This window comes from Dichotomicrobium thermohalophilum, from assembly GCF_003550175.1.
GTDB lineage: Bacteria > Pseudomonadota > Alphaproteobacteria > Rhizobiales > Rhodomicrobiaceae > Dichotomicrobium > Dichotomicrobium thermohalophilum.
The window spans coordinates 56805-78359 of the sequence record NZ_QXDF01000004.1; the positions used below are offsets into that span (position 1 = coordinate 56805).

The 21555-nt window shown below is 64.9% G+C and carries 21 protein-coding genes; 12 read left to right on the forward strand and 9 right to left on the reverse strand.

Features of this window, described 5'->3' with window-relative positions; genetic code table 11:
• Nucleotides 1-126 precede the first annotated feature (126 nt).
• Both BXY53_RS12890 and BXY53_RS12895 read right to left on the reverse strand, forming a co-directional pair.
• Nucleotides 127-1758, reverse strand: a complete 1632-nt coding sequence (locus tag BXY53_RS12890) for a DEAD/DEAH box helicase (protein WP_425359190.1) — start codon at nt 1756-1758, stop codon at nt 127-129.
• 238 nt (nt 1759-1996) lie between these two features.
• On the reverse strand, nt 1997-2971 hold the full coding sequence (locus BXY53_RS12895; protein WP_119062489.1) for an NADPH:quinone oxidoreductase family protein: 975 nt from the start codon (nt 2969-2971) through the stop codon (nt 1997-1999).
• Nucleotides 2972-3071: 100 nt separating this feature from the next.
• Here BXY53_RS12895 and BXY53_RS12900 point away from each other — a divergent pair, with 100 nt between their 5' ends.
• From BXY53_RS12900 to BXY53_RS12940, 9 genes are all read left to right on the forward strand, one after another.
• Entirely contained in the window at nt 3072-3605 is a 534-nt protein-coding gene (locus tag BXY53_RS12900) for an RNA methyltransferase (protein ID WP_119062420.1), read from the forward strand.
• A 91-nt stretch (nt 3606-3696) separates the two neighbouring features.
• Nucleotides 3697-4200, forward strand: coding sequence for an invasion associated locus B family protein (locus tag BXY53_RS12905; protein WP_119062421.1), 504 nt, complete (start codon nt 3697-3699; stop codon nt 4198-4200).
• A 42-nt stretch (nt 4201-4242) separates the two neighbouring features.
• Complete coding sequence (gene rlmN / locus BXY53_RS12910) at nt 4243-5442, forward strand: dual-specificity RNA methyltransferase RlmN (RefSeq protein WP_245410477.1); 1200 nt, start codon at nt 4243-4245, stop codon at nt 5440-5442.
• A gap of 98 nt (nt 5443-5540) precedes the next feature.
• Entirely contained in the window at nt 5541-6824 is a 1284-nt protein-coding gene (locus BXY53_RS12915) for an O-acetylhomoserine aminocarboxypropyltransferase (RefSeq protein ID WP_119062423.1), read from the forward strand.
• A gap of 159 nt (nt 6825-6983) precedes the next feature.
• Nucleotides 6984-7547 carry an elongation factor P gene (efp, locus tag BXY53_RS12920; RefSeq protein WP_119062424.1) on the forward strand — a complete coding sequence of 188 codons (564 nt, stop codon included), beginning with the start codon at nt 6984-6986 and terminating at the stop codon, nt 7545-7547.
• A 36-nt stretch (nt 7548-7583) separates the two neighbouring features.
• Nucleotides 7584-8024, forward strand: coding sequence for a VOC family protein (locus tag BXY53_RS12925; protein ID WP_119062490.1), 441 nt, complete (start codon nt 7584-7586; stop codon nt 8022-8024).
• Between the two features lie 21 nt (nt 8025-8045).
• A complete protein-coding gene (locus BXY53_RS12930; protein ID WP_119062425.1) occupies nt 8046-8846 on the forward strand; it encodes an inositol monophosphatase family protein in 801 nt (266 codons plus the stop codon).
• Between the two features lie 112 nt (nt 8847-8958).
• Complete coding sequence (locus BXY53_RS12935) at nt 8959-10014, forward strand: flagellar motor protein MotA (RefSeq protein WP_119062426.1); 1056 nt, start codon at nt 8959-8961, stop codon at nt 10012-10014.
• Between the two features lie 34 nt (nt 10015-10048).
• The gene (locus BXY53_RS12940) at nt 10049-11074 is read left to right on the forward strand and encodes a peptidoglycan -binding protein (protein ID WP_119062427.1); all 1026 of its coding nucleotides are present in this window, start codon (nt 10049-10051) and stop codon (nt 11072-11074) included.
• An 18-nt stretch (nt 11075-11092) separates the two neighbouring features.
• On the opposite strand, the gene BXY53_RS12945 is transcribed toward BXY53_RS12940, so the two are convergent.
• The 7 genes from BXY53_RS12945 to BXY53_RS12975 form a co-directional block, all read right to left on the reverse strand.
• The gene (locus BXY53_RS12945; RefSeq protein WP_119062428.1) at nt 11093-12073 is read right to left on the reverse strand and encodes a zinc-dependent alcohol dehydrogenase; all 981 of its coding nucleotides are present in this window, start codon (nt 12071-12073) and stop codon (nt 11093-11095) included.
• Nucleotides 12070-12825 (reverse strand): SDR family NAD(P)-dependent oxidoreductase, encoded by a 756-nt coding sequence (locus BXY53_RS12950; RefSeq protein WP_119062429.1) that lies wholly within the window; start codon nt 12823-12825, stop codon nt 12070-12072. The genes BXY53_RS12945 and BXY53_RS12950 overlap by 4 nt, the downstream gene beginning before the upstream one ends.
• Complete coding sequence (gene hisD / locus BXY53_RS12955) at nt 12822-14135, reverse strand: histidinol dehydrogenase (protein ID WP_119062430.1); 1314 nt, start codon at nt 14133-14135, stop codon at nt 12822-12824. Before hisD ends, BXY53_RS12950 begins: the two co-directional genes overlap by 4 nt.
• Nucleotides 14136-14141: 6 nt before the next feature.
• On the reverse strand, nt 14142-15470 hold the full coding sequence (locus BXY53_RS12960) for a TRAP transporter large permease (protein WP_119062431.1): 1329 nt from the start codon (nt 15468-15470) through the stop codon (nt 14142-14144).
• Between the two features lie 11 nt (nt 15471-15481).
• The gene (locus BXY53_RS12965) at nt 15482-15988 is read right to left on the reverse strand and encodes a TRAP transporter small permease (protein ID WP_119062432.1); all 507 of its coding nucleotides are present in this window, start codon (nt 15986-15988) and stop codon (nt 15482-15484) included.
• 96 nt (nt 15989-16084) lie between these two features.
• Nucleotides 16085-17257, reverse strand: coding sequence for a TRAP transporter substrate-binding protein (locus tag BXY53_RS12970; protein WP_119062433.1), 1173 nt, complete (start codon nt 17255-17257; stop codon nt 16085-16087).
• 64 nt (nt 17258-17321) lie between these two features.
• On the reverse strand, nt 17322-17513 hold the full coding sequence (locus BXY53_RS12975) for a hypothetical protein (RefSeq protein ID WP_119062434.1): 192 nt from the start codon (nt 17511-17513) through the stop codon (nt 17322-17324).
• A gap of 144 nt (nt 17514-17657) precedes the next feature.
• Here BXY53_RS12975 and BXY53_RS12980 point away from each other — a divergent pair, with 144 nt between their 5' ends.
• From BXY53_RS12980 to BXY53_RS12990, 3 genes are all read left to right on the forward strand, one after another.
• On the forward strand, nt 17658-18683 hold the full coding sequence (locus BXY53_RS12980) for a LacI family DNA-binding transcriptional regulator (protein ID WP_119062435.1): 1026 nt from the start codon (nt 17658-17660) through the stop codon (nt 18681-18683).
• A 353-nt stretch (nt 18684-19036) separates the two neighbouring features.
• Nucleotides 19037-20515: an Asp-tRNA(Asn)/Glu-tRNA(Gln) amidotransferase subunit GatB gene (gatB, locus tag BXY53_RS12985; RefSeq protein ID WP_119062436.1), complete on the forward strand. Its 1479-nt coding sequence runs from the start codon at nt 19037-19039 to the stop codon at nt 20513-20515.
• 192 nt (nt 20516-20707) lie between these two features.
• On the forward strand, nt 20708-21478 hold the full coding sequence (locus BXY53_RS12990) for an SDR family NAD(P)-dependent oxidoreductase (protein WP_119062437.1): 771 nt from the start codon (nt 20708-20710) through the stop codon (nt 21476-21478).
• Nucleotides 21479-21555: the final 77 nt, after the last annotated feature.

The window sequence follows — 21555 nt, forward strand, 5'->3', positions numbered from 1 at the left end:
ACGGGCGCGGCCGCGCAGCCGCGTCTTTCGGAAAACCGCCCGTCGTTGCGAATTGGCTAGGGTTATATCGCCCGTGTCGGGGCAAGACAACGGACAATTTCGGCCACCGGTCCCGTCCCGATCGGCTTAACGCGAGGACGAGGGACGCCGGATTGGGCGCATCAGGAAAGCCGGCACCTGATCGCTCATGCCGAATGCGGTGCTTTCGCTGGCGTCGGCCTCGACCAGCTCGCGCTTGCGCGACGCCTTGCGACGCGATGGCTCGGCCTTCTCTTCACCGTTGGACGGAGCGGGCGCGCCGTATTCGGGTGTCGCCAGGGCCGGCTCGGCCTGTTCCTGCTGCTGCCGGCGACGTCCGCCGCGACGGCCTCGACGGCGGCCAGAACCGGCCTGATCCGCTTCGCCCTCGGTTTTGGCTTTCCCTCTGCTTTCGCCTCTGTCCTCCGCCTTGGCATTTTCCGCGGCCTTGGGCTTCTCTTCGGCCGTTGGCTTGTCCTCGGCCTGTGGCTTGTCTTCAGCGCCGGCGGATTTGCGACCGCCGCGCTTCCGCCCGCCGCGCTTGCGGCGCTTGCCTTCTTCGGCCTCGGAGTCGGCCTCCGGCTTCTCGCCCATCCATTCGATCTCGCCGCCAAGCAGCTTCTCGATGTCCTTGACTGCCGGGATTTCCTTCTGGGTCACCAGCATGGCGGCGAACCCCTCGCGCCCGGCGCGGCCCGTGCGGCCGATGCGGTGAATGTAATCTTCCGCGTGGGTCGGAACATCGTAGTTGAAGACGTGGCTCACTTCCGGGATGTCCAGCCCGCGCGCGGCCACATCACTGGCGACGAGCAGTTTGATGTCGCCGTTGCGGAACGACTCCAGGGTCTGCATCCGCGTCCGCTGATCCATGTCCCCGTGCAACTCGCCGGCATTGAACCCATGCTTCTTAAGAGAGCGGTAGACGATGCCGACATCGCGCTTGCGGTTGCAGAAGATGATCGCGTTCTTGACGTCCTGCTCCCGGATCAGGTCGCGCAGCGCCGCGCGCTTGGCCTTGGCTTCCGGGTCGGTTGCCTTGAGGCGCTGCTCGATGGTCGGCGCGGCGGTGGCCTGCCGGTCGACACTGACACGCTCCGGCGCATTCAGGAACTTGTGGGTGAGCTTCTCGATCTCCGGCGGCATGGTGGCGGAGAAGAACAGCGTCTGCCGCGCCGGCGACAGGAGTCCGCAAATCCGCTCGATGTCCGGGATGAAGCCCATATCGAGCATACGGTCCGCCTCGTCGATGACGAAGACGTCAACGGCGGTCAACAGCAGCTTGCCGCGCTCGAAATGGTCGAGCAGCCGGCCCGGCGTCGCGATGAGCACGTCCGCGCCGCGGTCCAGTTTGCGGTATTGCTCCTCGAACGAAACGCCGCCGATCAGCAGCGCCACCGTCAGCTTGTGCTTGCCGCCAAGCTCCTCGAAGCTTTGGGCGACCTGTGCCGCCAGTTCGCGCGTGGGCTCAAGAATGAGCGAGCGCGGCATACGCGCCCGTGCCCGGCCGCGTTCCAGCCGGGTCAGCATCGGCAGCACGAAGGACGCCGTCTTGCCGGTGCCCGTCTGGGCGATGCCGACGACGTCGCGGCCTTCCACTGCGATCGGGATAGCTTTGGCCTGAATCGGGGTCGGTTCCTGGTAGCCCGCCTGCTGGACGGCCGCCAGAACCTTGTCACTCAAGCCGAGATCGGTAAATTTCATATTCTGTACTGAGGGCGGCCCTTGAGTGGCCTGCTCCATGGACTCTTCGTTCCTGCGATCGTCATGCATGCATTAATGACAGCGGACGATAACGCGCTTGCATGCGAAGTCAAAGCGAACCGACTCGCGCCTGTGCCTATTTCTTGGGCGCTGGGGCTGTATCAACACGCTTTGTCATTCGCGTTACCCGACACATGGCGCAATCACGCGGATATGCAAGGGTTTTCCGGCCTCCTCCAACGAAATTGTCCACGATGCAAGACCTGGAGGCTGCGGCTCAAGGACGCACCACGATCTTGCCCACGGCTTGTCGTGCGTCGATCATCTTGAGCGCGCGGATCGTCTCTTCCAGCGGGACCACCTCCTGGACGTGCGGTTTGAGCGTGCCGTTCGCGCACCACTGGAGAACCTGGCGCATGTTCTCCTGCTGCGTCTCCGGGAACAACTCGGCGAATCGCCCGAACATCACCCCGACGATCGAACAGCCTTTGAGCAAAGGGAGGTTCAGCGGCATGTGGGGGATTTCGCCCGAGGCGAAGCCGACGACCAACAGCCGCCCGTCCCAGGCCAGCGCGCGCAGCGCTCGCTCCGTCTGAGAGCCGCCAACGCAGTCATAAACGATATCCACGCCGCGCCCGCCGGTCGCTGCCTTGAGTTGATCGCGCAGATCCCCGGAACTGTAATTGATCAGATCGTCCGCGCCATGTGTCTGGCAGACCGCCAGTTTCTCGGCTAAGGACGCCACGGCGATGACCCGGGCGCGAAGCGCCTTGGCGATTTCGACCGCCGCCAGCCCTGCCCCGCCCGAGGCGCCGAGCACGGCCACGGTCTCGCCAGGCGCGATGCGTCCGCGGTCCTTCAGCCCGTGCATCGCTGTGCCGTAAGTGATGGTGACGCCTGCGGCGATCTCGTCGATGACCTCCGGCGGCACCTGTACGACGGCGCTTGCCTTGGCCACCGTCTTCTCGCGACAGCCGTTCCAGCGCACATGTGCCATCACCCGCTGCCCGACCTCCAGCCCGGTCACACCCGGCCCCAGCCGCTCGATCTCGCCCGCCACCTCGCCGCCCGGCGAGAACGGATGCTCCGGCTTGTGCTGATACTTGCCGCGGATCATGAGCGTATCGAAGAAATTAAGCGCGGCCGCGCGCACGCGAATCAGCACCTCGCCGTCGCCCGGCTCCGGTTCGGCGATGTCCTCCAACGCCAGATCATCCGGTTCTCCGAAAGCATGACAAACAATCGCTTTCATGGCAGTCTCCGCCACCTGCATCTTCACGTTGCGCCGGTGCTGGCTTATCTGGCGTTTTTGAAAGCGCCCGGCGCGGAACAGAACCTCACCACAACAGGCCATGACGACAAGAGGCTATTTCGCCATCGGCGTGGAACGGATTTCCAAGTCGATGAACCTGGGCAATCTGATGCGCTCGGCCTACGGCTTCGGGGCGAGCTTCGTCTTCACCGTCAACGCGGACTCGCGCGCCTTTGAAGCGAAATCCGATACCTCAAAGGCCGCGGAGCACCTGCCGGCCTATCACTGGACCAGCGTGGAGGAGATGCAACTTCCGCGGCACTGCCGGCTGGTGGGCGTGGAACTGCTCGACGAGGCGGTCGATCTGCCCAGCTTCCGCCACCCGACGCGCGCGGCCTACGTCCTCGGTCCCGAGCGCGGTTCTTTGAGCGATGAGGTGCTGGCACGGTGCGATTACGTCGTCAAAATCCCGACCGCCTTTTGCATCAATGTCGCGATGGCCGGCGCGATCGTGATGTATGACCGCGTGCGCAGCCTCGGCCGATTCGCGCCCCGGCCGCTGACCGAAGGCGGCGCGCCACCCCTGCCGGACCATGAACACGGACGCCCGCGCAGCCGCACGGCCGGGCGCTAGTTTTTTGCTCGGCGATGCTGGCCAAAACGCCGGCGAAGCTATATACGGAGCCTGATTCTTGACCAACGCAATGCAAGAGAGAGCAAGCCTTATGAGGATCGTTCTTTTCTCATCGCTGCTGATCGCCCTGATGACCGCTTCGGCGGCGGCGCAAAACACGACGAAGGTCGCCGAAAACCGGGACTGGGCGGTCTACGTGCATGAAGGCGAGGACGGCAACAAGATCTGCTTTGCCGCGAGCGAGCCTACGGACAGCTCTCCCAATGACCCGGACCGCAGCGGCGTCTATTTTTACGTGACCAACTGGGTCAACGACGGCATCAAGAACGAGCTCAGCGTGAAAAACGGCTACGAGTTCAAGGAAGGCACGCAGCCCACGGTCAATGTTGGCGGAACGGAATTCGCCATGTTCACGCGCGGCGACAATGCTTTCCTGCGTGACCCGGAGGAAGAGAAGCGGCTTCTCCAGCTGATGAAGGCAGGCGCAAAGATGACCGTTTCGGGCGAGACCGCGGACGGAAATCAGACCACCGACACCTATTCGCTCTTTGGTCTGACGGCCTCCGTGAATAGATTGAACGAGGAATGCCCGTAACGACCCCAACCTTGACTGGAGACTGAGGTGTCCCTCGATATCATCGCGCCGTCCGGCTCCGTTTCCGCAGACGCCGCGCGCCAGGCTGCCAAAGCCAGGGAAAAGCCGAGCCTGATCGGCATGAGCCGGCAGGAGATGGCGGCCTTCCTCGGCGAAATCGGCGTGCCCGAGCGGCAGCGGCGCATGCGCGTGAGCCAGCTCTGGCGCTGGATCTACACCCAGGGCGTGCGCGACTTCGACGCGATGACGAACATCTCCAAGGCGCTGCGCCGCGACCTTAGCGAGGCGGCGACGCTGGAGCGCCCGGAGATCGTCTCGGAGCAGATTTCCAGCGACGGCACCCGCAAATGGCTCTCGCGCCTTGCCGCGACCCAGCCCGGCCTGCCGGGTCCGGAGGTCGAAACCGTCTATATCCCCGATACCGACCGGGCGACGCTGTGCATCTCCAGCCAGGTCGGCTGCACGCTCAACTGCAGCTTCTGCCACACCGGCACGCAACCGCTCGTGCGTAACCTGACGCCGGGGGAGATCGTCGGCCAGATCATGCTCGCGCGCGATCGGCTGGGCGACTGGCCGGGCCTTGACGCGGACAACCCGACCGGCCTGCCGGAAGCCGAACGGATGATCAGCAACATCGTGCTGATGGGCATGGGCGAGCCGCTCTACAACTTCGACAATGTCAAGACGGCGATGGATATCGCCAATGATGGCGACGGGCTCGCGATCTCCAAGCGCCGCATCACGCTGTCGACCTCTGGCGTGGTGCCGATGATCCCGCGCACCGGCCACGAGATGGGGGTCATGCTGGCGATCTCGTTGCACGCGGTCAACGACGAGCTGCGCAACGAGCTGGTGCCGCTCAACAAGAAATACCCAATCGCCGAGCTGCTGGAAGCCTGCCGCAATTATCCGGGGCTGGCGAACAACCGCCGCATCACATTTGAATACGTGATGCTCAAGAACGTGAACGATTCGCTCGATGAGGCGAAGGAACTCGTTCGGCTGCTGGCCGGCATCCCGGCGAAGATCAACCTGATCCCGTTCAACCCCTGGCCGGGCGCCCCCTACGACTGCTCCGAGTGGGACCAGATCGAACGCTTCGCGGCGGTCATCCAGCGCGCGGGCTACGCTTCTCCGGTGCGCACACCGCGCGGTCGCGATATCATGGCCGCCTGCGGTCAACTCAAATCCGAAAGCAAGAAAGTCCGCGCCAGCGAGCTGCGCAAGCGCCCGACGGCGTGAGGCCGCCAAGGGGCCTTGAAAACCGCACTCCGGCGCATGACGATGTGACGGTCGCGCTGTCGCTATGCGCAGGTCATAATCCATAACAGGAGGCGCTCATGTCAGATCAGGAACAACGCGGTTTCGAGACCCGCGCGATTCATGCCGGAACCCAGCCCGACCCGGCCACCGGCGCGCGCGTCACGCCGATCTACCAGACCACCTCCTATGTCTTCGAGAACGCCGAGCACGCCGCCGCGCTATTCGGCCTCCAGCAGTTCGGCAATATCTACACCCGCATCATGAACCCGACGCAGGACGCGCTGGAGCAGCGGGTGGCCTCGCTGGAGGGCGGCACGGCGGCGCTGGCGGTCGCCTCCGGGCACGCGGCGCAGCTTATCACCATGCACACGCTGCTGGAGCCAGGCGACGAGTTTATCGCCGCGCGCCAGCTCTACGGCGGCTCGATCAACCAGTTCGGCCATGCCTTCAAGAAATTCGACTGGAACGTTGTCTGGGCCGACGCTGACGACCCGTCCAGCTTCGAGCGCGCGCTGAGCGACAAGACCCGCGCCATCTTTATCGAATCAATCGCCAATCCGGGCGGCGTTGTGGTGGACATCCCGGCCATCGCCGCGATCGCGCGCCGCGCCGGCGTCCCGCTCATCGTCGATAACACGATGGCAACGCCTTATCTCTGCCGGCCGAAGGAGCACGGCGCGGATATCGTCGTGCATTCGCTGACCAAGTTTCTCGGCGGCCATGGCAACTCGATTGGCGGCGTGATCGTCGATTGCGGCACCTTCGACTGGAAAGGCTCGGGTCGCTATCCCTCGATCACCCAGCCCAACCCGAGCTACAATGGCATCGTGATGGCCGATGCTTTTGGCGACATGGCCTTCGCCATCGCCTGCCGGACACTCGGGCTGCGCGACCTCGGGCCGGCGATCTCACCGTTTAACGCGTTCCTGATCCTGACCGGCATCGAGACGCTGCACTTGCGCATGCAGCGACATTGCGACAACGCCCTGGAGGTCGCACGCTGGCTCGAGTCACGCCCCGAGGTCGCTTGGGTGTCTTATGCCGGTCTGGAGAACAGTCGCTACCACGGCCTGATGCAGCGGATCTGCCCCAACGGCGCGGGCGCGGTCTTCACCTTCGGCCTGAAAGGCGGATACGATGCGGGCGTGGCGCTCGTCTCCGGGGTCAAGATATTCTCTCACCTGGCGAATATCGGCGACACGCGCAGTCTGATCATCCACCCGGCCTCAACCACGCACAGTCAGCTCACGCCGGAACAGCGCACGCAGGCCGGGGCAGCGGATGACGTGGTGCGGCTGTCAATCGGGCTCGAGTCGGTGGATGACATCATTGCTGACCTGGAACAGGCGCTGACCGGCTAAGCCGCACGGGCGGCCGGCCTTGACGTATCGCCGCCCGGACCTCTCCGCAATCTCAAGGGCGCCTCGCCGCAGCGGGGCGCAATCCTCTTGACTCGCCCGCAAATAACCGGCTCCTAACGGGGCAGCACAACGTCCAACACAGGTTCGAGCAGCAGGCTCATGAAGATCAACGGAAACGAAATTCGCCCCGGCAATGTCATCGAGCACAAGGGCGGCCTCTGGGCGGCGGTGAAGATCCAGCACGTCAAGCCTGGCAAGGGCCCGGCCTATGCGCAGGTCGAGCTCAAGAATCTCCTCGACGGGACGAAGCTTAACGAGCGATTCCGCTCCTCCGAAACCGTCGAGCGCGTCCGTCTGGAGCAGAGGGATTTCCAGTACCTCTATGAGGAAGGCGACATGCTTGTCTTCATGGACATGGAGACCTTCGAGCAGATCGAAATTCCCGCAGACTTCGTCGGCGAGCGCAAGGCTTTCCTCCAGGAAGGCATGCAGGTGACGGTCGAGATGCACGAGGGGCGCCCGATCGGCGTCACGCTCCCGGACCAGGTCACGGTGGAGGTGGCGGAGGCCGAGCCGGTCGTGAAAGGCCAGACGGCTTCGTCGTCCTACAAGCCGGCGGTTCTGGAAAACGGCGTGCGCGTGATGGTGCCGCCCTTCGTGAGTTCCGGCGAGAAGATCGTCGTGGACACCAGCGACCTGAGCTATGTACGCCGCGCCGACTGAGCGGCGCGCCGCCGCGCTGGCATTCGGGTGGGTATCGTGAAGCAGCGCCTGAGCGTAATTACGCTGGGCGTGGCCGATCCTGACCGGGCGGTTACGTTTTACGAGGCGCTCGGCTGGCAGCGCATCGAGCACGGCGGCGGCACGCAGGCGCCAAAGATCTTCAGGGTCGGCGCAGGGCTGCTTCTCGCGCTCTACGACTGGACGCTGCTGGCTGGGGACGCCACGTTACCGAACAAGGGTGACGGCTTTCGCGGGATCACGCTGGCGCAGTGCCTTGCGAGCCCCGGCGAAGTCGACACCGCGATGGCGGCCGCCGAAGCCGCGGGTGCGAGCATCCTCAAGCCTGCGGCCCCGACCTTCTGGGGCGGTTACAGCGGCTATTTCGCCGACCCGGACGGGCATGTCTGGGAAATCGCCCACAACCCGTTCTGGTTCGACGCCGACGGCAACGTCATCGCCGACCAGGCGCAGTCCTAGACGACAAGTGACGGTTGAGCCATGCCGGCATCTGCCTTGATGAACGTGATGATCAGCGCCGCCCGCAAGGCCGGGCGCGGACTCGCGCGCGACTTTGGCGAGGTCGAAAACCTGCAGGTCTCGAAGAAGGGTCCGGCGAATTTCGTCACGGCCGCCGATATGCGCGCGGAGAAAATCCTGTTCGAGGAGTTGTCCCGCGCACGCGAAGGCTACTGCTTCCTGATGGAAGAACGCGGCCGCGTCGAAGGGCCGGACAGGACGCACACCTGGATCGTCGATCCGCTCGACGGGACCACGAACTTCATGCACGGAATACCGCTGTTTGCCATCTCGATCGCACTGGAGCGGGAGGGTCAGCTCGTCGCCGGGCTGATCTATAATCCGGTCACGGGCGACACCTACACCGCCGAACGAGGCAAGGGCGCGTTCCTGAATGACCGGCGCATCCGGGTGGCTGCGCGCGCGCGCCTGCGCGAGAGCGTAATCACGACGGGAATCCCCCATCATGGCAAGCAGGGACACGAGCGCTACCTTGCCGAACTCGAGGCGGTGATGCCTCAAGTCGCCGGTATCCGCCGCACTGGCTCGGCGGCCACCGACCTCGCCTGGATCGCATCCGGGCGCTTCGACGGCTACTGGGAGCGCGGCATCTCCGCCTGGGACATGGCCGCCGGCATCGTACTGGTGCGTGAGGCTGGCGGTTTTGTCTCGGACGCGGACGGCGGACAGGAGATGCTGACGACGGGCAGCATTGTCGCCGGCAACGAGGCCATCCAGCGCGATCTGGTCAAGCTCGTCAGCCGCCGGCCGACTCGTCCGTAGGGCGCGGCCGTCAAGTTAACATTTTGCTGTGCGGTGAAATCCGTTAAGAAGGCCCGGAGGCTGTCATGCGGATCGCGCAGGCTTCGTGGAATGAATAGGCAGAGCACGGATCATGGCGAAAACGGGGTTTGAGACCACTCTCTCGCGTCCGCAGGTATTTGTCTGGCGCATGTTCCTGTTCATCGTCCTGTCAGGCTTCGTCGCCGCCTTGCTGTACGAGGACATCGTCAACGCCTTTATGGCAAACCCGGCGCTGAATGGCCTGATCCTCGGCGTTCTTCTGCTCGGCATCATATATGCGCTTCAGCAGGTGCTGCGGCTGTACCCGGAAATCCGTTGGGTCAACAGTTTCCGCATCTCCGACCCGGGTCTGGCGACCGAGCGGCCACCGGTCATGCTCGCACCGATGGCGACAATGTTCAGCCGCCGACAGGGACAGGCGCAGGTTTCGCCGGTGGTGATGCGCTCCATCCTCGATTCGATCGGCTCGCGCCTGGACGAGTCGCGGGAAACGACGCGCTATCTCGTGGGCCTTCTGATCTTTCTCGGCCTGCTCGGGACGTTTTGGGGACTGCTGCAGACGATCCAGTCGGTCGGCACGACGATCTCGTCGCTGAATACGACGACGACGGAAACCGCGCTGATCTTTGAGGAACTGAAATCCGGCTTGCAGGCACCGCTTAGCGGCATGGGCACGGCGTTTTCCTCCTCGCTGTTCGGTCTGGCCGGCTCGCTGATCCTCGGCTTTCTCGATCTTCAGGCCTCGCAGGCGCAAAACCGCTTTTACAACGAACTGGAGGAGTGGCTGTCGGGGATCACGGAGATGGCGCCGGAAGGCAGTCCTGCGGGCGCAATGCAGGGCACGCCGGCGCAGTTGCGCTTCGCCATGCTCGACATGCAGCGCAGTATCACGGATCTCGGCGAGAAAATCGAAAACAGCGGCGTCGGCGGGGGCGGCAATTCGGAGACCACGGAGGCGATCCGGGAACTGTCGGACGGTATCGACCGGATGGTCAAGCAGATGCGCGCGGAGCAGAAGATCGTGCGCGAATGGGTCGATGAACAGGCGCAGCAGCAGTCCGAACTGGCCGCGGTGCTGCGCGAACAGAACCAGCTTGCGGGCGCCCTGCGCGACATCGCTGCGCGCGCCCCGCGTCGGGAGCGTTAAGCACCCGGCCTAACGACCTTGAGGAGACCGCATCATGCCACGCGGGCGCACAGGCCGGCGCATCGGCGGCGATTACTGGCCAGGCTTCGTGGACGCCATGGCCACGCTGCTGCTGGTCATGACGTTCCTGCTATCGCTGTTCATGCTGGCGCAGTATTTCGTCTCGCAGGAAGCCAGCAGCAAGGACACAGCGCTGCAGCGCCTCAACGCTCAGATCGCCGAACTGACGGAGATGCTGGCGCTTGAGCGCTCGGAGAAACGCTCACTGGAGGAGGAGCTGGCCGCCCTTAGCGCCTCACTCAACCAGGCGCGCGAGGAGCGCGACCAGTTGCGCACGCGGCTTAGCCAGGCCGGCGCGCGTGGGGAAAGCGCGGAAGAGCGGATGGCCGCCCTGCGCGAAGAGTTGGAAGCCGAGCAGGAGGTGTCCGCGCGCGCCCTGGCGAAGGTCGAGCTTCTGAACCAGCAGCTTGCCGCGCTGCGCCGACAGATTGCCGAGTTGTCATCCGCGCTGGAAGCCGCCGAAGAGCGCGAGGAGGAGGCCAAGGCAAAAATCGCCAATCTCGGTCGCCGGCTGAACGCCGCGCTGGCGCGACGGGTGCAGGAACTGTCGCGCTATCGTTCCGACTTTTTCGGGCGTCTGCGCGAGGTGCTCGGTGACCGCGAGGACATCGAGATCGTCGGCGACCGCTTCGTGTTCCAGGCCGGCGTATTCTTCGACACCGGCTCTGCGGAGATTAACCCCGCCGGCGAGCAGGAACTCATCAAGCTGGCGGCGATCCTGAACCAGCTCGAAGGCGAGATCCCGGATGAGATCAACTGGGTTCTGCGCGTCGATGGCCACACCGACAAGCGCCCGATCACGACGCCGGAGTTCCCGTCGAACTGGGAGCTTTCCGCCCAGCGCGCGGTCAACGTGGTGAAATTCCTGATCGACAAGGGCGTGCCGGCCGACCGGCTGGTGGCTGCGGGCTTCGGGGAGTTTCAGCCATTGGCGGAAGGCGAAAGCGAGGAGGCGCTGCGCCGGAACCGCCGGATCGAGTTGAAGCTGACGCGGAAATAGCTGGCGGTCCTGGCCGGTCTACGGCACGAGGATAACCTTCGGCGCGGCCACGCGCCCCGCCTTGAGGTCGGCAAAGGCCTGCGCGCCCTCGCTCAGCGGGCGCATAACCGGCCAGTCGAGCGCGCCGAGCCGCCCGTCGAAGATGGCCGCCGCCGTGTCGCGAAAGTCGTCCGCGGCGTAGGTGTAGGTCCCGATGAAGGTGATCTCCTGCAGCGTCATCCGGCGGATGTCGAGGCCGCCAGCGCCGGAACCGAGGCCGATATGCATGATGACGCCGCCGGGCCGCACGGCAGCGCTGGCTGCCTTGCGAGTGGCCTCGATCCCGACGCCGTCGATGACGAGATCGACATCCCCTTCTGCCCCTTCTGGTGCGACGACGCGGAAATCCCCCGCCGCAGCCCCCACCTCGCGCCGCGCCGGGTTCGCCTCGACGACCGTGATCTCGCGCGCCCCCCAAGCGGCCAGCACCAGCGCCGCGCCAAGCCCGATCGCGCCGGCTCCGATCACCTGACACCGAGCCGCGGCCACGGGCCGGTCAAGCGCCGCTTCGGCAAGACGCACCGCGTGCCAGCCGCAGGCCAGCGGCTCGGTCAACGCGGCCTTTTCGGTCGGCACGTGGTCGGGAATGGGGACAAGGTTGCGTCCTGGCATGACCACCCGCTCGGCGAACGCGCCCTCGCGCGGCGGCATGGAGATGATCTGGCGGTCCGGACAAAGGTTGTCTCGTCCCGCGCGGCAGGCTTCGCACGCGCCGCAGGTAACCAGGGGATTGATCGTCACCCGCGTGCCCGCGCCCGGCCCCGCGATCACCCGGCCCGCCGCTTCGTGCCCGAGGATGAGCGGCGCGGGCCGGCGCTCGTCATGCCCGGCATAAGCATGCAGGTCCGAGCCGCAGATGCCGACATGTGCGATCTCGATCAGCGCATCGCCGCCCGGCTCGGGGTCGGGCACCTCCCGATACGCCAGCGTCTCCGGGCCGGTGTAGACAAGCGCCTTCATTTCGCAGTGTAGCCCCCGTCGACGAACAGGATTTGTCCGGTGACGTAGTCGCTTGCCGGCGAGCACAGGAACAGCGCCGGTCCCACAAGATCGGCGGGCAGGCCATTGCGGCCGATACAGGTGCGCTCTGCGGCTTGGGCCGCCCGTTCGGGGTCGCTGAACACGGGGCCGGTAAGCGCGGTCGGGAAAAAGCCGGGCGCAAGCGCGTTCACCGTGATCCCGTGGCCCGACCACGCCTCGGCCATCGCGCGGGTGAGCTGGCCGACGCCGGCCTTCGACGCGCCGTAAGCGATGCCACCGGGAAAGGCGCGCACGGTCTGTAGCGAGGCGAAGTTGATAATGCGGCCCCAGCCTTTCTGCTTCATGGCCGGGACCAGCGCCTGCGCGAGGAAGAACGGGCTGGACAGGTTCAGGTCCATCGTCTTCTGCCAACCGTCGCGCGTGACCTCGTCCGCCGGCTCGCGCGTATTGATGCCGGCGCCATTCACGAGGATTTCCGGCGGGCCGTAAGGCTCTGCCACGCGCCGCGCGACGTCGGGGATCGCATCCAGATCGGCCAGATCGGCGCTGATCGGCGTCACCTCTCCGCCCGTCGCGGCCCAGGCGGCGATCTCGCCTGCGCGACGCGCGACGCCGACGACCTGCGCGCCGCCCTCGGCCAGCGCCTGCGCAATGGTCGCGCCCAGACCTGAGCTAGCCCCGGTGACGCAGGCGACACGCCCTGCGACGGAGAAGTCCGGCGTCAGACTCATGAGGCGTCCTCGGCGCTCAGATCGAAATTCGTCCCGGGGTACCACTTGGCCAGCCGGATATCGGCGGTTCGGGCATGGCCCTCCATGCCCTCCAGCCGGGAGATGCGCGCGGTCGCCTCGGCGATCGGCCGAGCGCCGTCACGCGTGGCGCGCTGCCAGGTCACCAGCTTCATGTATTTGTGCACCGACAGCCCGCCAGTATAGCGCGCCGCGCCGGAGGTCGGCAGAACGTGGTTCGGCCCGGACGCCTTGTCACCGAAGGCCACGGTCGTTTCCTCGCCGAGGAACAGCGACCCGTAGCACCGCAGCCGGTCAAGCCACCAGTCGAGATCGCGCGCCAGCACGGTCAGATGCTCCGGCGCGGTATCATCCGCGACCTGCGCCATCTCTTCGCGATCGCCGCAGAGGATCACCTCGGCATAATCGCGCCAGGCGGCCTCGGCACTGCTCTTGTTCGGCTCGGGCAGCGCGGCGATCAGCTCCGGCACGCGCGCCATGACCGTCTCCGCCAGCGGGCGGTTGTCCGTCACCAGCCAGACCGGCGAGTTGTAGCCGTGCTCGGCCTGCCCCACGAGGTCTGCCGCAACGATCTCGGCATCCGCGCTGTCATCCGCGATGACGAGGCTGTCGGTCGGACCGGCGATCATGTCGATGCCGACACGGCCGAACAGGATGCGTTTGGCCTCCGCGACGAACTGGTTCCCCGGCCCGACAAGGATGTCCGCCTTGGGCAGGCCGAACAGGCCGAAGGCCATCGCCGCAACGCCCTGCACGCCGCCGAGCGCGAGGATGGTGTCCGCGCCGCACAGGTCTGCCGTGTAGACGATCGCCGGATGAATGCCCTGCCCCGGACGCGGCGGCGAGCAGGCGACCACGTTCGGACAGCCTGCGACCCGCGCGGTCGTCAGCGTCATTAGCGCCGAGGCGATGTGCGCATAGCGCCCGCCCGGCACGTAGCATCCCGCCGCGTTGCACGGAATCGCCTTTTGCCCGGCGATCAGGCCCGGCCGGATCTCGACCTCGACATCACCGATGCTCTCCTTCTGCGCTTCGGCAAAGCGCCTGATGTTTTCATGTGCGAAGCGGATGTCGTCCTTGAGCTTCTCGGGCACGGTCGCTGCCGCAGCGTCGATCTCGTCGCGCGTGAGGACGATATTGCCGTCGTACTTGTCGAACTTGTCGGCATAGGCGCGCGCCGCGGCCTCGCCGCCCGCTTCGATCTCGCCCAGGATGTTCAGAACGGTCTCGCGCACATCACTGGCGTCGCTGACCGAGGTTTTCGAAGCCTTCTTGAGATATTCCACCGTCATGACGCCTCACCTGTAGATTTCGGGGAGCAGAAACGTGGAGAGCGACGGCACATAGGCGATCAGCAGCACCACGAGAAGCATGAAGAATACGAACGGCACCGCCCGCGCTGCGATCCGCAATATCGGCTCGCCGGTCAGACCTGAGACCACGAACAGATTGAGCCCGAGCGGGGGCGTGATGAACCCGACGCCCAGCGCGGTAATCATCATTACACAGAAGTGGAACTCGTTCATGCCGATCTCGTCGGCGAGCGGTTTGAGAATCGGCGCGAGGATGACGATGTTCGGAGTCGTCTCCATCACGCAGCCGGCGGCGATCAGCACGCCGATCATCAGCAGGATCAGGATATACGGGTTCTCGGTCAGAGCCGTGACCGCGAAGACGAAGCTCTGCGGCACCTGCAGGGCGGCGAGCGTCTGCGCGAGCGGCAGCGACAGCGCGATGATCGGCAGGATGACGCCGTTCACCTTGGCGGAACTGGCCATCATGCTCGGAAAGTCCGACAGGCGCAGCGTGCCGATGATGAAACCGATGATGATGGTAACGACCACCGCCGTCGCGCCGGCCTCGGTCGGGGTCAGGCGGCCGGAGAAGATGCCCCAGAAGATGATGCCCGGCACAATGAAGGCGTACCAACCGCGCCGGATTGCACCCCAGACATTGCTAAGCCATTCGCGCACGGTGATGGCGTTGCGGCCCTCATAGGCACAGCGGTAGTTGACGATGCTATGGGTGACGAGCAGTGAGACAAGGATCAGCAGGCCGGGAATCAGTGCGGCCTGAAACAGCGTTGCCGCCGAGATCCCGAGCACGAGGCCGATAACGATGTAGGCGATCGACGGCGGGATGAGGATGCCGGTGCAGGCACCCGCCGCGACGAGCGCGCAAGCATAGGGGCGCGGATAGCCGGACTCCACCAGCCGGTCGATCGTCATGCGCCCGACCGCCGCCGCGCCCGCGGCGTCCGAGCCGGAAATCGCCGAGAACATGCCGCAGACCAGCACCGTGGCAGCGCCGAAGCCGCCGCGCGCCCAGCAAGTCAGCGCATCGGCCACGTCAAGGAAGCGCCGCGAAAGACCCGTGCGCACGAGCACGTCGCCGGTGAGGATGAATAGCGGGATCGCCGTCAGCGCGAAGGCGTCGATGCCGTCGAACAGGCTCTCGCCCAGCAAGGACAGCGGCAGCACCCCGGAAGCGAGCAGCATCGCCACCGCCGCCATACCGATGGACGCCCAGACCGGCACGCCGAGCACGATGAGCGCCAGGAACAGGATGACCGGTCCATAGAAGTCCCAGCCGATCTGCGCGCCCTGCTGCTGGAATTGTTGCCACATCGCCGGGTTCCTCAGTCGAACAGGCGCTCGCCCTCATAGGGCGGCCGGCCAGCGCGAAAATCGGCGATATCGCGAATGAGCGACTGCACCAGGCGAAACGTCATAAGCGAAAAACCGATGGGGACGGCCAACAGGAACCAGACCATCGACACACGCAGGCCGTGGCTGACCGAGCCGAATTTCCAGGACACCGCGATCGTCTCCATCGACCAATAGACGGCCAACAGCGCCAGGCCGAGCATCACCAGATCGCCGAAAATGTAGAGCAGCGCCTTCGCGCGCGCCCCGATGTAGTGGAAGATCACGTCGATGCGGATATGCGCGCGCTCGCGCACCGCGGCGGAGGCGCCGATCCAGGCAAGATAGATGAAGCTGTAGCGCACAATCTCTTCGCCCCAGATCGAGGAGTAGGCGAAGACTTCGCGCCGCAGCACCTCGATCGCCATGGTCGCCACCAGCATCGTGTAGAACACAAGCAGCGCCCAGCGTTCGAGATTGCGGTCCAGGGCCTTCAGCATGGCACAGCACTCCGCCGTGGCGGGAGAACGGTTATATCAACCAGAAAGGGACCAGGCGCCGCGGAGAGCTGTTACGGCGCCTGGCTTGGGAGGAGCTTAAGCGTCGTGCACGTAGTACTTGCCGCGCGTGCCGGCCGCCTCCAAGAGCTTGTTGAAGGTGTCCATGGAGCCCGCCAGCTCGACCTTGAAGTCGTCCCACTCGCTGCGCTGGTAGCCGCCAGCTTCTTTCCACTGGTTGAGCTGGTCTTCGTTCAGCGAATGGAACTGCACGCCAGACTTGCGCATCTCGGCCATGGCGTAGGCGCGGGCCGAGGGCACCTTTGCGAGGTTCTGGTGGAACGTCATCTCCGAGGCCCAGTCGATGGCATCCTGCAGCTCCGGCGCAAGCGAACTGTACCATTCGAGATTGCACGAATAGACCTGACTGTCCGGCACCGCCTGCGTAAAGGTCACGTGGCTGAGGATGTCGCGGAAGCCGAAGGCGAACAGCGCGCCCACCGCCGGGTCGAGCGCATCGGCGACGCCCTGCTTGATCGCGGAAGGCGTCTCGCCCCAGGCAACCGGCGTCGGGTTGGCGCCGACCATCCGATAATACTGCTGCAGCATCTTGGAGCCTGGCACGCGGAACTTCACGCCCGGCATGTCGTCCGGCGTGATGATCGGATCGCCCGCGCCCTTGCGCACCGCAACGACACGCGGGTCGATGCAGAAATAAAGCAGCGGCTTGAAGCCCCGCTCTTCCACGCGGCGGTCCACCTCGGCCTTCCAGATATCCGAGGTGACCAGATTCACGAAGCGCTGGTTCGCGCCGCAGAGATACGGCAGGTTGATGAGGTCCACAGCCGGCGCATAGGGCGCGAAATTTGACAGCGAGTGCTGACCGGCCTGCACCGTGCCGGCCTGCACCTTCTGCACGATCGCGCTGCCGACCCCGAGCTGGCCGCCGGGCGCAAGCTTCACGTAAATGCGGCCATTCGTCGTGTTCTGGATGTTTTCCTTCAGGTCGAGCTGCATCACCGGATAGCTGCGCGTCGAGCCAATCGCGTAAGCCGTGGCGATCGTCATGGTATGCTCGGCTGCCGCCTCGCGCTCGGCTTCTTCCTGAGCGGTTTGAGCCGCAGCTTCGCTGGACCACAGGGTGCCGGCACCGGCTGCCACGGCGGCCGCGGTGACGCTGCCCGCCCCCGCGAGCTTCAGGAAGTTGCGTCGCTCTTCGTTGGCGAGTTCGCGCGCCTCTTCATTTTCGTGCTCGAACTCATAGTCTGTCATGTCATTTCCTCCCTTTACAGGCTTGGCAACGCTGGCGAAGCCCAATTATTTGGTTTCAACGGAGTCAGCGCGCGCTCCTTGCCTCGCGGATGAGCACCCCGATCACGAAGAGCGTGCAGCTGGCGAAGAGCACCAGCATCTCGGAGACATCGCCGAGAAACACTGGCTTGCCAGCCGCTCCGGTCGCGACATTGGCGAAAAACAGAAGGAACAGCAGCAGCGCTCCGGTGAGAGCGACCGTGTCCGACTTGATCATCGAATGCGACCCATCGTGCTGGTTCTGTTGAAACGCCGAGAAGTGTAAACGCTTTCAGCAGGATTGCAAGTTTCTTAACATTGGTCAATCTCGGGTTAAACTGGCACGACGTTTGCAAGATCGTTAGGCAAAGGACAAGCCAAGATGGGCGACCGCCCCACGCTGCAGGACGTGGCCCGCGCGGCCCGCGTCTCCACTGCCACCGTCTCCCGCGTGCTGAACACGCCGGGACAGGTGCGCGTCGAAACCCGCGCTCGCGTGGAAGCGGCCATCGCGCGGCTTGGCTACCTGCCTCATTTCGGCGGACGGGCGCTGGCGCTGAACCGCACCAACACGGTCGGCGTCGTCATCCCGACGATGGCCAACGCGATTTTCGCCCGCGGGCTGCAGGCGCTGCAGGAGACGCTCGCCGAGGCCGAGATCAACCTCCTGATCGCGACCTCCGGTTACGATGTAGCCCGGGAGGCCGAACAGATTCGCACGCTCCTGTCCCGCAGCGTCGACGGTATCGTCCTGATCGGGGAAGCGCGCCCGCGCGAAAGCTACGATCTGCTCAACAGCCACGGCACACCCTTTGTCATCCTGTGGACCTGGCGCGCGGACAGCCCCTACATCTGCGTCGGCTTCGACAACCGCGCCGCAGCGCGCGCCATGGCTGAGCATGTGATCAGCGCGGGACATCGACGGATCGCCATGATTTCCGGCCTGACGGAAAGCAACGATCGCGCGCAGCTGCGGCTGGAAGGCGTCCGCGATGCACTCCACCTGCACGGTCTGGCGCTGGACGGCGCGCATTTGGCCGAGACGCCTTATGGGTTGGATCAGGGCGCTGAAGCGGCAGCGCATCTGCTGATGCTGCCACAGCGGCCGACGGCGATCCTGTGCGGGAACGACGTGCTCGCGGCAGGGGCGATTGAAGGCGCCCGCAGAGCGGGCTTCGTCGTGCCGGCGGATGTTTCCATCGTCGGATTCGATGATGTCGAACTGGCGCGGGTAGCCCAGCCTCCGCTCACGACGGTTCACGTGCCGCATCGGCGCATGGGCCATGAAGGCGCGCGCGTGCTGCTGGAGATGATCAGCGATCAAGGGCCAGGGCACAGCGTGGAGCTGGAAACCGAGATCGTGGACCGCGCGTCACTGGGACGGCTCCCGCAGCCGCAATCCGCCTGAGGCGCGCTTCAGCCTGCAAGAGACGCATGGTTTCATGGCCGGTGTCGCCTACGGCTCGCCTTTGCTGTCAGTCTTGAACACGCTGTTCGCGACAGGGCTTGCGGCGGCCAATGCAAGTCACGTAAAGTTCGCATCCGTGCCGAGTGAGTTCGCCAGCTGCGTAACCGACCATCTGCTTGTTGGCGCGTCTGGACAGGGCGATTTCCATAACGAAAACAGTTCGATAGCGCCGCAGTATGCCAGATGGCGTATTTACTCGGATCCGGGAACGGCGTTGGGTTCGCCATGACGGCGCGCAGCCGGCCATCCGCGCGCGCTTTTCCGTTTCAAGCGCAGCCAAGAGATGAAAGCCAATGGCAATGAACGAAGCGAAGCCGGATAACCTGATCGAGGGATCGACCGGGCCTTGGGAAATGGTCATCGGCATGGAGGTCCATGCCCAGGTGGTGTCGCAGGCCAAGCTGTTCTCCGGCGCATCGACGGACTTTGGCGGCACGCCCAACAACCATGTGAGCCTCGTCGACGCCGCGATGCCGGGCATGCTCCCGGTCATCAACGAGGAATGCATCCGCCAGGCAATCCGCACCGGACTGGGCCTGCGCGCGCATATCAATCTTTATTCGGTGTTCGACCGGAAGAACTACTTCTACCCGGACCTGCCGCAGGGCTATCAGATTTCCCAGTACAAACACCCGATCGTCGGCGAGGGCCGCGTGATCCTCGACATGCCGGAAGGCTACACCGTCGAGGTCGGCATCGAGCGTGTGCATCTGGAGCAGGATGCCGGCAAGAGCCTGCACGACCAGCACCCGGATTACTCCTACGTCGACCTTAACCGCTCCGGCATTGCGCTGATGGAGATCGTCTCCCGGCCGGACATGCGCTCGGCGAACGAAGCCAAGGCCTACATTAACAAGCTGCGCACCATCCTGCGCTACCTCGGCACCTGCGATGGCAACATGGAACAGGGGTCCTTGCGCGCGGACATCAACCTGTCGGTGCGCCGCCCCGGCGAGCCGTTCGGCACCCGTTGCGAGATCAAGAACGTCAACTCCATCCGCTTCATCGGCCAGGCGATCGAGCACGAGGCGCGCCGGCAGATCGAGATTCTGGAGGATGGCGGCGTCATCCAGCAGGAGACCCGGCTGTTCGACCCCCGCGGGGGCGAAACGCGGTCCATGCGCACCAAGGAAGAGGCGCATGACTACCGCTATTTCCCGGACCCGGATCTGCTGCCTCTGGAATTGACCAGCGGCTATGTGAAGGAGGTCGAGAAGTCTCTGCCCGAGCTCCCGGACGAGAAGAAGACCCGGCTGATGGACGAGTACGGCCTCACCGCCTATGACGCCGGCGTGCTGGTGGCCGATCAGGCGTCCGCCGAATTTTTTGAGAAGGTTGCGAAGGGCCGTGACCCTAAGCTGGCCGCCAACTGGGTGATGGGCGACTTCTTCGCCGCGCTGAACCGGCTGGATCGCGACGTGACCGATCCGCCGGTGAGCGCCGAGCAGCTCGGCGAACTCATCGACCTGATCGCCGATGAAACGATCTCGGGGCGCATCGCGAAGGACGTCTTCGAGATCATGCTAGAAAGCGGCGACTCGCCCGGCAAGATCGTCGAGGAGCGCGGCCTGAAGCAGGTCACGGATACCAGCGAGATCGAGAAGATCGTCGACGAGATCATCGCCGCCAACCCGCAACAGGTCGAGCAGGTCAAGACCAAGCCCAAGGCGATCGGCTGGTTCGTTGGCCAGGTGATGAAGGCCACCGGCGGCAAGGCCAACCCGGCCACGGTGAACGAAATCCTGCGCAAGAAGCTGGAGGTCGCGGAGTAGGCGCGGCCTCTTTGGCGCGTAACGTCACGAAGGCATCGGGCTTGCGTGCTCGGCCGACTGCCGCACCGTATCGCCCTTCCTACAACCGTTACCCCGGAACCGTCGCCCAGGGGTCGGCGTTCCCATCGTCACAGGCATTTCTCCGGAGAGGCCGTTGGGCCTGGTCGGGGAGTCGATGAAGGGAGTAGCGCGATGAGAGGCCTGGAAGGAAAGGTCTGCCTCGTGACGGGCGGCGGACTCGGGATCGGCGCGGCCACCTGCCAGCGTCTGGCCGAGGAAGGCGCGAAGGTTGCCGTCACAGACCTCCGCGACCAGGACGGACAGAAGGTCGCACAGGAGATCGAGACTAACGGTGGCGAGGCGCGGTTCTGGCATCTCGACGTCACCGACGAGAATGAGGTGGACCGGGTGTTCTCGGAGGTCAAGGACCACTGGGGGCGCTTCGACGTACTGGTCAACAATGCCGGCATCGCCGGCGCGGACAAGCCGACCCACGACGTCGCGGCCGAAGAGTGGGACAAGGTCATGGCCGTTAACGTCAGCGGTGTCTTCTACTGCACCAAGCATGCCATCCCGCTCATGCGCGAAGCCGGCGGTGGCAGCATCATCAACCTGTCCTCGATCTACGGCATCATCGGCGCGCCGGACATTCCGCCCTATCACGCCTCCAAGGGCGCGGTGCGCGAGATGACCAAGACGGACGCCGTGCTCTACGCGAAGGAGAAGATTCGCGTGAATTCGGTCCATCCGGGCTTCATCTGGACGCCGCTGGTGGAGGATTTGGCGAAAAGATCGGGGCAAAGCGTCGAGGAGTTCCGGGCCGCCCTCGACAAGCGCCACCCGATCGGCCACGTCGGCAAACCCGAAGACATCGCAGCCGGCATCGCCTATCTCGCCTCCGATGACGCAGGCTTCGTCACGGGCGCAGAGCTTGTCATAGACGGTGGCTACATCGCGCAGTAACGCCGCGGAGTGCATTCCTTCGCTGCCCCATAGTCGAAATCAGCCTGAGACACTGCGACACTGAGGAGCGCTTGATA

Coding starts and splice junctions, on each gene's coding strand:
- BXY53_RS12890 (WP_425359190.1), bottom strand. CDS start 1,758: ATGGAGCAGGCCACTCAAGGGCCGCCCTCAGTACAGAATATGAAATTT.
- BXY53_RS12895 (WP_119062489.1), bottom strand. CDS start 2,971: ATGAAAGCGATTGTTTGTCATGCTTTCGGAGAACCGGATGATCTGGCG.
- BXY53_RS12900 (WP_119062420.1), top strand. CDS start 3,072: ATGACGACAAGAGGCTATTTCGCCATCGGCGTGGAACGGATTTCCAAG.
- BXY53_RS12905 (WP_119062421.1), top strand. CDS start 3,697: ATGAGGATCGTTCTTTTCTCATCGCTGCTGATCGCCCTGATGACCGCT.
- BXY53_RS12915 (WP_119062423.1), top strand. CDS start 5,541: ATGTCAGATCAGGAACAACGCGGTTTCGAGACCCGCGCGATTCATGCC.
- efp (WP_119062424.1), top strand. CDS start 6,984: ATGAAGATCAACGGAAACGAAATTCGCCCCGGCAATGTCATCGAGCAC.
- BXY53_RS12930 (WP_119062425.1), top strand. CDS start 8,046: ATGCCGGCATCTGCCTTGATGAACGTGATGATCAGCGCCGCCCGCAAG.
- BXY53_RS12935 (WP_119062426.1), top strand. CDS start 8,959: ATGGCGAAAACGGGGTTTGAGACCACTCTCTCGCGTCCGCAGGTATTT.
- BXY53_RS12940 (WP_119062427.1), top strand. CDS start 10,049: ATGCCACGCGGGCGCACAGGCCGGCGCATCGGCGGCGATTACTGGCCA.
- BXY53_RS12945 (WP_119062428.1), bottom strand. CDS start 12,073: ATGAAGGCGCTTGTCTACACCGGCCCGGAGACGCTGGCGTATCGGGAG.
- BXY53_RS12950 (WP_119062429.1), bottom strand. CDS start 12,825: ATGAGTCTGACGCCGGACTTCTCCGTCGCAGGGCGTGTCGCCTGCGTC.
- hisD (WP_119062430.1), bottom strand. CDS start 14,135: ATGACGGTGGAATATCTCAAGAAGGCTTCGAAAACCTCGGTCAGCGAC.
- BXY53_RS12960 (WP_119062431.1), bottom strand. CDS start 15,470: ATGTGGCAACAATTCCAGCAGCAGGGCGCGCAGATCGGCTGGGACTTC.
- BXY53_RS12965 (WP_119062432.1), bottom strand. CDS start 15,988: ATGCTGAAGGCCCTGGACCGCAATCTCGAACGCTGGGCGCTGCTTGTG.
- BXY53_RS12970 (WP_119062433.1), bottom strand. CDS start 17,257: ATGACAGACTATGAGTTCGAGCACGAAAATGAAGAGGCGCGCGAACTC.
- BXY53_RS12975 (WP_119062434.1), bottom strand. CDS start 17,513: ATGATCAAGTCGGACACGGTCGCTCTCACCGGAGCGCTGCTGCTGTTC.
- BXY53_RS12980 (WP_119062435.1), top strand. CDS start 17,658: ATGGGCGACCGCCCCACGCTGCAGGACGTGGCCCGCGCGGCCCGCGTC.
- gatB (WP_119062436.1), top strand. CDS start 19,037: ATGGCAATGAACGAAGCGAAGCCGGATAACCTGATCGAGGGATCGACC.
- BXY53_RS12990 (WP_119062437.1), top strand. CDS start 20,708: ATGAGAGGCCTGGAAGGAAAGGTCTGCCTCGTGACGGGCGGCGGACTC.